Raw genomic sequence first — 12,673 nt, 5'->3', positions numbered from 1 at the left:
GCGAATGAAAGTGATCGTGGCCGGCGAAGGCGCGTTCGGCGCCAAGCACCTGGAGGCCCTGGCCAGTATTTCCGACGCGGAGGTGGTGGGCCTCGCCGGCGGTGTCGCCGAAGCCACGCAGGCGACGGCCGAGCGGTTCGGTATCCCCTATTGGACGCTGGACCTCGCCGAAGCGCTGGCGCAGCCAGGTGTCGAGGCGGCGATCCTGGCCACGCCCACCCCGATCCACGCCGCCCAGGCGATCCAATGCCTGGAGGCCGGCAAGCATGTGATGGTCGAGATCCCGATGGCCGACAATCTCGCCGACGCCGAGCGGCTGGCCGAGACCGCCAGGCGCACGGGGCTCGTCGCCATGGCCGGCCACACCCGGCGCTTCAACCCGTCCCACCAGTGGATCCACAAGCGCATCGCCGCCGGCGAACTGAAGCTCCAGCAGCTGGACGTGCAGACCTATTTCTTCCGGCGCAAGAACCTGAACGCGCTGGGCCAGCCGCGGAGCTGGACCGACCACCTGCTGTGGCACCACGCGGCCCACACCGTGGACCTGTTCGCCTATCAGACCGGCGAGGAGATCAGCGTCGCCCGCGGAGTGCAGGGGCCCCTGCATCCGGAGCTGGGCATCGCCATGGACATGTCGATCCAGATGAAGGTCCCGTCGGGCGCCGTCTGCACGCTCAGCCTCTCGTTCAACAACGACGGGCCGCTGGGGACGTTCTTCCGCTACATCTGCGACAACGGCACCTACGTCGCCCGCTATGACGACCTGGTGGACGGCAAGGAGCAGCCGATCGATGTCTCCAACGTCGATGTGTCCATGAACGGCATCGAGCTGCAGGACCGGGAGTTCCTCGCCGCCATCCGCGAAGGCCGCGAACCCAACGGCTCGGTGACCCAGGTGCTGCCGGCCTACCGGACCCTCGACGTCATCGAGAAGAGCCTGCTCTAGGAGCCGCCCGCATGAGCCTGGTCGTCCGCAACATCCGCCGCGCCGACACTGCCGCGATCGACGCCCTGGCCGGCTACGGTGTCGCGACCGTGCACGAAGCCCAGGGCCGCAAGGGCCTGCTGGCCTCGTACATGCGGCCGATCTACCGGCCCTGCGGCATAGCCGGTTCGGCGGTCACCTGCGAGGTGGCGCCCGGCGACAACTGGATGATCCACGTGGCGGTGGAGCAATGCAAACCTGGTGACGTCCTGGTGGTGGCGCCGACCAGCCCCTGCGAGGACGGCTACTTCGGCGACCTGCTTGCCACGTCGCTGAAGGCGCGCGGCGTGCGGGGCCTGGTGATCGACGCCGGCGTGCGCGACGTGGCCGTGCTGACGCAGATGGACTTCCCGGTCTGGTCGAAGACCGTCTACGCCCAGGGCACGGTCAAGGAGACGCTGGGCAACGTGAACCTGCCTCTCGTCTGCGCCGGCGCGCTGGTGAACCCCGGCGACGTGATCGTGGCCGACGACGACGGGGTCTGCGTGGTGCGGCGGGAGGAGGCCCAAGCCGTCGCCGAGAAGGCCCGTCAGCGCGAGGCGAACGAGATCGACAAGCGCGCCCAGCTCGAGGCCGGCGTCCTGGGGCTGGACCTCTACAAGATGCGGGAGCGCCTGGCCGAAAAGGGCCTGAAGTGGGTGGACGAGGCGCCCTGATGGTCCAGACGGCGATCCCCTGCACGGTGATGCGCGGCGGCACGTCCAAGGGCCTGTATTTCCAGGCCAGGGACCTCCCGACTGACGTCGCCACCCGTGACGCCGTGCTGCTGGCCGCCATGGGCTCGCCCGACGCGCGTCAGATCGACGGGATGGGCGGCGCGCACCCGCTGACCAGCAAGATCGCCGTCGTGGGGCCGGCTACGCATCCCGACGCCGACGTGGATTACCTGTTCCTGCAAGCCGTGGTGGACGAGCCGCGCATCGACGCCGGCCAGAACTGCGGCAACCTGCTGGCCGGCGTCGGGCCGTTCGCCATCGAGGAGGGCCTCATCGCCGCGCAGGACGGCGAGACCCGCGTGCGCATCAACATGCTCAACACCCGGAGCCTGGCGGTCGCGACGATCCAGACACCCGGCGGGCGCGTGCGCTACGACGGCGAGGCGCGGATCGACGGCGTGCCGGGCGCGGCGGCGCCCGTGCCCATCGATTTTCTGGACGTGGCGGGCTCGACCTGCGGCGCCCTGCTGCCCACGGGAAACGCCCGCGACGTCGTGGGCGGGATCGAGCTTACCGCCATCGACAACGGCATGCCGGTCGTCGTGATGCGCGCCGCCGACTTCGGGAAGACCGGCTACGAAACCCCGGAAGAGCTCGAGGCCGACGACGAGCTGAAGGCCCGCGTCGAAGCGATCCGGCTGCAGATCGGGCCGCGGATGAACCTGGGCGACGTGGCGAAAAAGACCGTGCCGAAGATGTGCCTGGTCGCGCCGGCCCAGCATGGCGGCGCCGTCTGTACACGCAATTTCATCCCGCACCGGGTGCACGAGGCCATCGGCGTGTTCGGCGCGGTGAGCGTCGCCACCGCCTGCGTGACGCCGGGCTCCGTCGCCGCCGAGGTGGCCGGGATCGCCGACGTCGAGGCGGTTTCCGAGCTGGAGGTCGAACACCCCACGGGGTTCTTCACCGTCGCCATGGACGTGGCACTGGAGGACGGCGCGGTGAAGGTCCGCCGCTCGGCCCTGCTGCGCACCTGCCGCCGCCTCATGCGCGGCGAAGTCCATGTGCCGGCCGGCGTCTGGGGTGGCGCGTGATGCGCGTCGCCCTGATCGGGTTCGGCGAGGTCGGCCAGACCCTGGCCGAGGACCTCGCAGGCAAGGCAGAGCTTGCCGCCTGGGACATAGCCTTCAGCGTCGAGGTTCCATCGGGCGTTCGAAGGGCCGAGAACGCGCCGGACGCGGTGCGCGACGCCGACCTGATCGTCAGCGCGGTCACCGCCGACCAGGACCTCGCCGCGGCCCAGTCCGTGGGACCGCTGAACGGCGCCTTCTTCCTGGACCTGAATTCCTGTTCGCCCAGTCAGAAGATCGCCTCCGCCGAAGCTATCGCAGCGGCCGGCGGCCGCTATGTCGAGGCCGCCGTCATGAGCCCGATCGGGCCGAAGCGGATCGCCTCGCCGATGCTGCTGGGCGGGCCGCACGCGCGCGACTTCCTGAAGGCCGCCCACCGCCTCGGGTTCGCGGGCGCGACGGCCTACTCCGACACCATCGGCCAGGCCGCAGCGACCAAGCTGTGCCGGTCGGTGATGATCAAGGGGATCGAGGCCCTGTTGACCGAATCCATGCTCGCGGCCCGCCACTACGGCGTCGAGCAGGTGGTGCTGGACTCACTGTCCGACCTGCTGCCGCTGCCCGACTGGAACAGGACCGCCCAGTACATGATCTCGCGCAGCCTCGAGCACGGGACCCGCCGCGCCGAGGAGATGCGTGAGGCGGCCCGCACGGTCGAGGAGGCCGGCGTCGCGGGCCTCATGAGCCGGGCCATCGCCGCGCGCCAGGACTGGGCCGCCGGCCACAGCGACGCGCTGTCGCCCGATCTCGCCGCCATGCTGGACGCCATCAACGAGAAGCCGAGATGACCCTGATCATCGACTGCCACGGCCACTACACGACCGCGCCCGCGCCGCACGACGCCTGGCGCGACGCCCAGAAGGCGGCCTTCAAGGCGAGGAGCGACATCGACCCCGCCTATCCCGACATCTCCGATGACGAGATCCGCGAGACCATCGAGAAGAACCAGCTGCGGCTGATCAAGGCGCGCGGCGGCGACTTCACGATCTTCAGCCCGCGCGCCTCCACCATGGCCCACCACGTTGGCGACGAGGCGGTCAGCCAGGCCTGGACGCGGCGATGCAACGACCTGATCAAGCGCGTGGTCGACCTCTTCCCCGACACCTTCGCGGGGGTCTGCCAGCTGCCCCAGTCGCCGGGCGTCAGCATCGAGAACTCGATCGCCGAGCTTGAGCGCTGCGTCACCGAGCTGGGCTTCGTGGGCTGTAACCTCAACCCCGACCCCTCCGGCGGGCACTGGACCAGCGACCCGCTGACGGCGCGGTCCTGGTATCCGTTCTTCGAGAAGATGGTCGAGCTGGACGTGCCGGCGATGATCCACGTCTCGGGCTCGTGCAACCACAACTTCCACGCCACCGGCGCGCACTACATCAACGCCGACACCACCGCCTTCATGCAGTTCCTGGAGGGCGACCTCTTCAAGGATTTCCCGACGCTCCGCTTCATCATTCCGCACGGCGGCGGGGCGGTGCCCTACCACTGGGGCCGCTACCGGGGCCTCGCCGACATGCTGAAGCGGCCGCCGCTGCGCGAGCACGTGATGAAGAACGTCTTCTTCGACACCTGCGTCTACCACCAGCCCGGCATCGACCTGCTGTTCCGCGTCATCGACGTCGACAACATCCTGTTCGGCTCGGAGATGGTCGGCGCCGTCCGCGGGATCGATCCCGAGACCGGCCAGTACTTCGACGACACCAAGCGCTACATCGACGCCCTGCCCATCAGCGCGGCCGACAAGCACAAGGTGTTCGAAGCCAACGCCCGGCGGGTCTATCCGCGCCTCGACGCCATCCTGAAGAGCCAGGGCCGATGAGCGCGTTCGTGATGGATGCGGGCTGGCGCGTCTGGCACCCCTGCCCCGCCAAGCCCGCGTTCCAGGTCCCGCCGGGCGCCGTGGACGCCCACTGCCACGTATTCGGGCCGGGCGACCTGTTCCCCTATGCGCCCAGCCGCAAATACACGCCCTGCGACGGCGGTAAGGACCAGCTGTGGGCATTGCGCGACCATCTGGGCTTTTCCCGCAACGTCATCGTCCAGGCCACCTGCCACGGGGCCGACAACCGGGCCATGCTGGACGCCATCGCCCACTCCAACGGCCGCGCGCGCGGCGTGGCGACCGTGAAGCGGGACGTGACCGCCGACGAACTCCGACACCTGCACGCCGGCGGGGTCCGCGGCGTGCGGTTCAACTTCGTCAAGCGGCTGGTCGACCGGCTGGACCCCGACGAACTGACGGAGATCGCAGCGAAGATCGCCCCGCTGGGCTGGCACATCGTCATCTACTTCGAGGCCGCCGAACTGGCCGAGCTGGCCGACTTCCTCCTAAGGCTCCCCGCGCCGCTGGTGGTCGACCACATGGGCACGCCCGACGTGGGCCAGGGCGCCGAGAGCCCGCTGTTCGACCGCTTCATCGCCTTCATGGCCGCGCGCGACGACATCTCGTGCAAGGTCACCTGCCCCGAGCGGCTGTCGAAGGAAGGGCCGCCCTTCTATTCCGACGTGATCCCTTTCGGCCGGCGCGTGGTCGAAGCCTTCCCCGACCGCGTCCTCTGGGGCACGGACTGGCCGCACCCGAACATGAAGACCCACACGCCCGACGAGGGGCAGCTGGTCGACTTCATCCCGAAGATTGCGGTCACCGCCGAACTCCAGCGCAAGCTGCTCGTGGACAACCCCATGCGCCTCTACTGGCCCGAGGAGGTCGGCGGATGACCGAGAAGCCGTACCACGACATCCCGGGCACGGTGCTGTTCGACGCCGAGCAGTCCCGCAAGGGCTTCCACCTCAACCAGTTCTGCATGTCGCTGATGAAAGCCGAGAACCGGGCGGCCTTCAAAGCCGACGAGCGGGCCTATCTCGACGCCTGGCCGATGACCGAGGCGCAGAAGCAGGCGGTGCTCGCCCGGGACTGGAACGGCATGCTCGCGCTGGGCGGCAACATCTACTTCACCTCGAAGATCGCGGCGACCGACGGCCTGTCGTTCCAGCAGATCGCCGCGATCATGAGCGGCGTCACCCAGCCGGAATACGCCGAGATGATGCTCAAAGGCGGGCGCAGCGTCGAAGGCGTCCGCTCGAAAAAGGAACAGCTCTAGTGGCCAGGATCACCGCCGGCGTCGCGACCAGCCACGTGCCGGCCATCGGCGCCGCCCTCGACAACGGCAAGGCGGGCGATCCCTACTGGCAGCCGGTGTTCGCGGGCTATGAGCCCTCCAAGCGCTGGATCGCCGAACAGAAGCCGGACGTCGTCATCCTGGTCTACAACGACCACGCCTCGGCGTTCTCGCTGGAGCTGATCCCGACGTTCGCCATCGGATGCGCGGACGCGTTCGCGCCCGCCGACGAGGGTTGGGGCCCACGGCCGGTGCCGGTCGTGAAGGGTCATCCCGAGCTGGCCTGGCATCTGGCCGAGGCGCTGATCCTCGACGAGTTCGACATGACCATCGTCAACAAGATGGACGTCGACCATGGCCTGACCGTGCCGCTCTCGCTGATGTTCGGCCAGCCCGACGCCTGGCCCTGCAGGGTGATCCCGCTGGCGGTGAACGTGGTGCAGTACCCGCCGCCCACCGGAAACCGCTGCTTCCGCCTCGGCCAGGCGATCCGCCGCGCCGTGGAGAGCTTCCCCGAGGACCTGAATGTCCAGATCTGGGGCACCGGCGGCATGAGCCACCAGCTCCAGGGCCCACGCGCCGGCCTGATCAACCGCGCGTTCGACACCGCCTTTCTCGACCGCCTGATCGCAGACCCTGCCGCGCAGGCCGCCGTCCCCCATCTCGACTACGTGCGCGAAGCCGGGTCCGAGGGCATCGAGCTCGTCATGTGGCTGGTCATGCGCGGCGCGCTCTCGGCGAGCGTGCGCGAGGCGCACCGATTCTATCACGTGCCCGCGTCGAACACGGCCGTGGGCCACCTCATCCTGGAAGACTCCGGCCGCTCCTGATCGCGGGGCGCCGCGACACGGTCACCTCCCCTGCCTCGTCATCCAGCGCGAAGCCTGGCGCGGGATCAGCCTGCCGTGTTCTCGTGGCAAGGCTGACCGAGCGTCGGCAATCGGCGCGATTTCTCGGTCCCGCCCTCGTCGGCCCTGGAGTTTCCGCTTGAACCCGCGGCGGCGGCGACCCAATCAGACGGCGGTCGGGGCCGGGAGTGCGTCGAGTGGATCTGGATTTCGCGCATGAGGGCCTCTTCATCGGGGGCCGCTGGCGGGGCGCATCAGGCGGTGAGACCCTGCCGGTCGAGGACCCGTCCACCGGAGAGATCGTCGGCCGCCTGGCGGCCGGCGGAGCCGACGATGTCGACGCAGCGGTGAGCGCGGCCCGGAGCGCCCTGTCGTCGGAATGGGGCGCTTTGTCGGCGGCCGAGCGTGGCCGGGTGCTGACGCAGATCGGCCGGGCCGTGCTGGCCCAGGCCGACCGGCTGGCCGAGCTGGAGGCGCTGGACGTCGGCAAACCGCTGAAGCAGGCGCGCGCCGACGTCGTGGCCCTCGCCCGCTACCTCGAGTACTACGGCGCGGCGGCGGACAAACTGCACGGCGAGAGCATCCCCTACCTGCCGGGCTACACGGTCTTCACCTTGCGCGAGCCCCACGGCGTGACGGGGCACATCATCCCCTGGAACTATCCGATGCAGATCATCGGGCGCTCGGTCGTGGCGGCCCTGGCCGTGGGCAACGCCGCGGTGCTCAAGCCGGCGGAGCAGGCATCGCTGACCGCGCTGGCCTTCGCGCGCATCGCCACCGAGGCGGGGCTTCCGGCGGGCGCCTTGAACGTGGTCCCGGGGACGGGCGCGGCGGCCGGCGCGCACCTCGCGGGACACCCGGGCGTCGACCATATCTCCTTCACCGGTTCCAGCGCCGTCGGTGCGGCGATCCAGGCGGCGGCTGCGCGCAACGCCGTGCCGGTCACTCTGGAGCTTGGCGGCAAGTCGCCCCAGATCGTCTTCGATGACGCCGACCTGGAGCGGGCGCTGCCCTCCCTGGTCAACGCGGGCATCCAGAATGCTGGCCAGACCTGCTCGGCGGGCTCACGGATCCTGGTCCAGCGCGGCGTCTACGATCAGGTCGCGACCCGTCTCAGGGAACGGTTCGCGGTGCTGCGGTCCGGGCCGGCGCGGGCTGATCTGGACCTGGGCCCGATCATCAGCGCCCGGCAGAAGGCCATGATCGAGGGCTTCGTCGAAGTCGCCCGGCGGGAACTCACCCTGATCGGCGAAGGTCAGGTCGTCGCCGATGCGCCCCGCGGCGGCCACTACCTGCCGGCCATGGTGTTCGGCGATGTCGCGCCCGACCATCGGCTGGCCCAGGAGGAGATCTTCGGGCCGGTGCAGGTGGTGATCCCCTTCGACAGCGAAGAGGACGCCGTGCGGATCGCCAACGGCACGCCCTTTGGCCTGGTGGCCGGCGTCTGGACCCGGGACGCCGACCGCTTGTTCCGAATGGCCCGCAGGCTGCGCGCCGGGCAGGTCTTCCTGAACAACTATGGCGCGGCCGGCGGCGTCGAATTGCCCTTCGGCGGGGTCGGCCGCTCGGGTCACGGGCGGGAGAAGGGTTTCGAGGCGCTGTACGGCTTCACCGTGCTGAAGACCGTGGCGGCGCAGCATGGATGAGAGGGGCGGCATGCGGCTTTCGGGCAGGACGGCGATCGTGACCGGCGGGGCGTCGGGTTTCGGCGAGGGCATCGTGCGCCGGTTCGTGGCCGAAGGCGCCCGGGTCGCCATCGTGGACCTCAACCTGGCCGCGGCGCAGGCGCTGGCCTCGGAACTGGGTGACGGCGTCATCGCGGTGCGGGCGGACGTTTCCGACGACTCGGCGGTGACGGTGATGGCGGGTCAGGTCCAGGAGGCCCTGGGCAGGGTGGACGTCCTGGTCAACAACGCCGGCGTCGGCCACACGCCGCAACCGCTCGACGACCTGTCGGAGGCGGACTTCGACCGCATCTGGGCGGTCAACGTGAAATCCGTCTATCTCACGGCCAGGCATCTGGTCCCGGCCATGAAGGCGGCCCGCCGCGGCGCCATCCTCAATGTCGCGTCGACGGGCGGGGTCAGCCCGCGGCCGAACCTGACCTGGTACAACGCCTCCAAAGGCTGGATGATCACGGCCACTCGGGCCATGGCGGTCGAGCTGGCGCCGTTCCAGGTGCGGGTGAACGCGATCAATCCGGTCGCGGGCGACACGCCGCTGCTGGCGACCTTCATGGGCGAAGACACCCCGGAGATGCGGGCCAAGTTCCTGGCCTCCATTCCGCTCGGCCGGTTCTCCACGCCCGCAGACATGGGCGCCGCCGCCGCGTTCCTCTGTTCCGACGACGCCTCGATGATCACCGGCGTCGCCATGGAGGTGGACGGTGGGCGCTGCATCTGAGCCGTTCCGCCTGCTGGTCCTGCCGGGCGACGGCATCGGCCCGGAGGTGGTCGCCGAGACCCTGCGCATCGTGCGCTGGTTCGAGCGCGAGCTGGGCCGCAAGGTCGTGGTTTCAGAGGCCCTGGTCGGCGGCGCGGCGATCGACGCCCACGGCGTCCCCATCACCGAAGAGACGGTGGCCCTGGCCCTGGCCGCGGATGCGGTGCTGTTCGGCGCGGTGGGCGGCGAGGCCTGGGACCGCCAGCCGATCGCCCTGCGTCCGGAAGCGGGCCTGCTGCGCCTGCGCAAGGACATGGACCTGTTCGCCAACCTGCGGCCCGCGCTCTGCTATCCGGAGCTTGTGGCGGCCTCCAGCCTGCGCCCCGAGTTCGTCGAGGGGCTCGACATATTGATCATCCGCGAGCTGACGGCAGGGGTCTATTTCGGCGAGCCGCGGGGCGTCGAGGACCTGGGGGCCGGGGTCAGCCGCGCCTACGACACCCAGGCCTACACGTCCATCGAGGTCGAGCGGGTGGTGCGCGCCGCCTTCGACATCGCCCGCGGCCGCGGGCGCCGGGTCTGTTCGGTGGACAAGGCCAACGTCATGCAGACGGGCGCCTTCTGGCGCGCCATGGCCACCCGTGTGGCCGCCGACTATCCTGACGTCGAACTCAGCCACATGTACGCCGACAACTGCGCGATGCAGCTCATGCGGCGGCCCAAGCAGTTCGACGTCGTCGTGACGGACAATCTGTTCGGCGACATCCTTTCGGACGCCGCGGCCATGCTCACCGGATCGCTGGGCCTCCTGCCGTCGGCCTCCCTGGGCGCGGCGGACAGCCAGGGTCGGCGCAAGGCGCTCTACGAGCCGGTGCATGGCTCGGCGCCGGACATCGCCGGGCGCGGGATCGCCAACCCGCTGGCGACCATCCTCTCCTTCGGCATGTGCCTGCGCCATTCGATGGACGCCCCGCAGGCGGCAGACCGGCTCGACGCGGCGGTGCGCCGGGCGCTGGCCGCCGGCGCGCGCACCGCGGACATCGCGGCGCCCGACGCAACGGCGGTCTCCACCACGGCGATGACCGACGCGGTCCTGCGGCAGCTGGAGATCGCCTGACGCCCGTACGATGCCGGTGCTCAAGGGATTGAGCACTTAACCCGGTTGGGACGCGGTCGCCGGAGCGATAGAGTCTTTTTCGGGCGTCGAAAACGGTCGCGTGGAGGGTGCATGGCCAAGATGGGCGTGGTGCTGAGCGTGATCGTCGCCGTGCTGGCGGTGTTGGTGGTCGTCGCGGGCCTCGTCCTGAATCGGCCCGACATTCCCTATGCGCGGCTGGACGCGAAGTATGCTGGACCGACCTCGAAGTTCGCCGACCTGCCGGGCGACGTGCGGATGCACTACCGGGACGACGGGGATCCCGCGAAGCCGGTGATCATGCTGGTCCACGGTTACGGCGACTCCTTCCTGACCTGGGACCGCTGGATCCAGCGGCTGTCGCCCGACTTCCGGGTGATCACTATCGACCTGCCGGGCCACGGCCTGACCCGCGCGCCGGCCGACTATCAGCCCAGCCCTGGCAACTACGCCGACCTGGTGGACGCCCTGGCGGCGAAGCTCGACCTGCCGCCCTTCGCGATCGCCGGGAACTCCATGGGCGGCGGCGTCGCCTGGCAGGTGGCCGTCCGGCATCCCCGGCGGCTGAACGCCCTGGTGCTGGTGGACGCCGCGGGCTGGCCCGCCTCCACGCTCACCAAGCCGCCGCTGGCGTTCCGCCTGTTGCAGTCGCCGGTGGGCGTCTTCCTGCTCAAGCACATCGACACCCGGCCCCTCACCTCGGCGGCGCTGAAGGCCGATGTGGTCGACAAGTCGCTGATCACGCCGGCCTTCGTGGACCGCTGGGTCGAGGTGCAGCGCGCGCCCGGCCATCGGGACATCCTGATGAGCATGCAGCCCGGTCAGCACAGCGCCGCGACCGCGGCGGTGCTCGGCAAGATCGCCGTGCCGACCCTGGTGCTGCACGGCGACCAGGATGTGATCATCAAGCCGGAAAGCGGCCGCAAGTTCGCCGCCGCCATCCCCGGCGCAAAGCTGATCACCTATCCCGACGCGGGCCACCTGCCGCAGCTGGAAATCCCCGACCGGTCCGCGGCGGACGTCGCCGCCTTTCTGAAAGCCCAGACCCCCGCCGCCCCTGCGGCGGCCAAGGAGCCGGCATGAACCACCTGTCGACCGCCGTCCCCAACTCGCTCGACGCCTACTGGATGCCGTTCACGCCGAACCGGCGGTTCAAGGCGGCCCCCAAGATGGTCGATCGCTCCGACGGCATGCACTACTTCACGCCGGACGGCCGCAAGGTGCTGGACGCCGTCGCCGGCCTCTGGTGCGTGAACGCGGGCCACAACCGCCCCCGGATCGTCGAGGCGGTCCAGCAGCAGGCGGCCCAGATGGGTTACGCCACCAACTTCAATCTCGGCCATCCGCGCGCGTTCGAGTTCGCCTCGCGCGTCGCGGGCCTGCTGCCGGGCGACCTGGACCACGTGTTCTTCACCAACTCGGGGTCCGAGGCGGTCGACACCGCGCTGAAGATCGCGCTCGCCTACCAGAGGGCGAGGGGCAAGGCCTCCAAGACCCGCCTGATCGGTCGGGAGCGCGGCTATCATGGGGTCGGCTTCGGCGGCATCTCGGTGGGCGGCATCGTCAAAAACCGGATGTACTTCGGCACGCTGCTGGCGGGCGTCGACCATCTGCCGCACACCCACGACTTGGCGCGAAACGCCTTCTCACGCGGTCAACCCCAGCACGGCGCCGAACTGGCCGACGCCCTGGAGCGGATCGTCGCCCTGCACGACGCCTCGACGATCGCCGCGGTGATCGTGGAGCCGGTGGCCGGCTCCACCGGCGTGCTGGCGCCGCCCGTGGGCTATCTGCAGCGCCTGCGCGCGCTCTGCGACAAGCACGACATCCTGCTGATCTTCGACGAGGTGATCACCGGTTTCGGCCGGCTGGGGGCGCCCTTCGCGGCCGCCCGCTTCGAGGTGCAGCCCGATCTCGTCACCATGGCCAAGGGGATCACCAACGGTCTGGTGCCCATGGGCGCGGTGGGCGTGCGCCAGCACATCCACGACACCCTGATGAGCGAGGCCGACGCGCCCATCGAGCTGTTCCACGGCTACACCTATTCCGGCCATCCGCTGGCCTGCGCGGCGGGTCTGGCGACGCTGGACACCTATCGCGACGAAGGCCTGTTCGAACGGGCGGCGGGCCTGGAGGCGACGTTCGAGGACGCCGTGCATTCCCTGCGCGACGCACGCCATGTGATCGATATACGCAACATCGGCCTGGTGGCCGGCATCGAGCTCGAGTCCCGGCCAGGCGCGCCAGGAGAGCGGGGCCAGGACGTCTACCACGCCTGCTTCGATCGCGGCCTGCTGGTGCGCGTGACCGGCGACATCGTGGCCCTGTCCCCGGCGCTGATCGTCGAACCCGGCCAGATCGACGAAATGGTGAGCCTGCTGCGGGAGGTGCTCGCGACCATCGCTTGACGGCAAGCCGACCACG

13 protein-coding genes are annotated in these 12,673 nt (G+C 69.9%); all 13 read left to right on the top strand.

Annotated features, from left to right (window positions below; translation table 11 throughout):
- Positions 1 to 4 precede the first annotated feature (4 nt).
- The 13 genes from AX721_RS10320 to AX721_RS10260 all read left to right on the top strand — a co-directional run bounded on the left by AX721_RS10320 (position 5) and on the right by AX721_RS10260 (position 12,657).
- A complete protein-coding gene (locus AX721_RS10320; protein WP_068875928.1) occupies positions 5 to 946 on the top strand; it encodes a Gfo/Idh/MocA family oxidoreductase in 942 nt (313 codons plus the stop codon).
- 11 nt (positions 947 to 957) lie between these two features.
- Positions 958 to 1,641, top strand: coding sequence for a 4-carboxy-4-hydroxy-2-oxoadipate aldolase/oxaloacetate decarboxylase (locus tag AX721_RS10315; protein ID WP_068875927.1), 684 nt, complete (start codon positions 958 to 960; stop codon positions 1,639 to 1,641).
- Positions 1,641 to 2,735, top strand: a complete 1,095-nt coding sequence (locus tag AX721_RS10310; RefSeq protein ID WP_068875926.1) for a 4-oxalomesaconate tautomerase — start codon at positions 1,641 to 1,643, stop codon at positions 2,733 to 2,735. The genes AX721_RS10315 and AX721_RS10310 overlap by 1 nt, the downstream gene beginning before the upstream one ends.
- A complete protein-coding gene (locus AX721_RS10305; protein WP_068875925.1) occupies positions 2,735 to 3,559 on the top strand; it encodes an NAD(P)-dependent oxidoreductase in 825 nt (274 codons plus the stop codon). The genes AX721_RS10310 and AX721_RS10305 overlap by 1 nt, the downstream gene beginning before the upstream one ends.
- Positions 3,556 to 4,584: an amidohydrolase family protein gene (locus AX721_RS10300; RefSeq protein WP_197422527.1), complete on the top strand. Its 1,029-nt coding sequence runs from the start codon at positions 3,556 to 3,558 to the stop codon at positions 4,582 to 4,584. Before AX721_RS10305 ends, AX721_RS10300 begins: the two co-directional genes overlap by 4 nt.
- On the top strand, positions 4,581 to 5,483 hold the full coding sequence (locus AX721_RS10295; protein ID WP_068875924.1) for an amidohydrolase family protein: 903 nt from the start codon (positions 4,581 to 4,583) through the stop codon (positions 5,481 to 5,483). Before AX721_RS10300 ends, AX721_RS10295 begins: the two co-directional genes overlap by 4 nt.
- Positions 5,480 to 5,866 (top strand): protocatechuate 4,5-dioxygenase subunit alpha, encoded by a 387-nt coding sequence (gene ligA / locus AX721_RS10290; protein WP_068875923.1) that lies wholly within the window; start codon positions 5,480 to 5,482, stop codon positions 5,864 to 5,866. The genes AX721_RS10295 and ligA overlap by 4 nt, the downstream gene beginning before the upstream one ends.
- Entirely contained in the window at positions 5,866 to 6,714 is an 849-nt protein-coding gene (locus AX721_RS10285; protein ID WP_068875922.1) for a class III extradiol dioxygenase subunit beta, read from the top strand. The genes ligA and AX721_RS10285 overlap by 1 nt, the downstream gene beginning before the upstream one ends.
- Before the next feature lie 215 nt (positions 6,715 to 6,929).
- Positions 6,930 to 8,378: an aldehyde dehydrogenase family protein gene (locus AX721_RS10280; protein ID WP_156467111.1), complete on the top strand. Its 1,449-nt coding sequence runs from the start codon at positions 6,930 to 6,932 to the stop codon at positions 8,376 to 8,378.
- A 10-nt stretch (positions 8,379 to 8,388) separates the two neighbouring features.
- Positions 8,389 to 9,135, top strand: coding sequence for a glucose 1-dehydrogenase (locus AX721_RS10275; protein WP_068875920.1), 747 nt, complete (start codon positions 8,389 to 8,391; stop codon positions 9,133 to 9,135).
- The gene (leuB, locus tag AX721_RS10270) at positions 9,119 to 10,231 is read left to right on the top strand and encodes a 3-isopropylmalate dehydrogenase (protein WP_068875919.1); all 1,113 of its coding nucleotides are present in this window, start codon (positions 9,119 to 9,121) and stop codon (positions 10,229 to 10,231) included. The genes AX721_RS10275 and leuB overlap by 17 nt, the downstream gene beginning before the upstream one ends.
- A gap of 111 nt (positions 10,232 to 10,342) precedes the next feature.
- The gene (locus tag AX721_RS10265) at positions 10,343 to 11,332 is read left to right on the top strand and encodes an alpha/beta fold hydrolase (protein ID WP_231733419.1); all 990 of its coding nucleotides are present in this window, start codon (positions 10,343 to 10,345) and stop codon (positions 11,330 to 11,332) included.
- Entirely contained in the window at positions 11,329 to 12,657 is a 1,329-nt protein-coding gene (locus AX721_RS10260) for an aspartate aminotransferase family protein (RefSeq protein ID WP_068875918.1), read from the top strand. Before AX721_RS10265 ends, AX721_RS10260 begins: the two co-directional genes overlap by 4 nt.
- The last annotated feature ends 16 nt before the right edge of the window (positions 12,658 to 12,673 follow it).

The sequence above is a fragment of the Phenylobacterium sp. CCH9-H3 genome (assembly GCF_001557235.1).
Taxonomy (GTDB): domain Bacteria; phylum Pseudomonadota; class Alphaproteobacteria; order Caulobacterales; family Caulobacteraceae; genus Phenylobacterium.
This window is presented reverse-complemented; position numbering and strand designations above follow the sequence as displayed.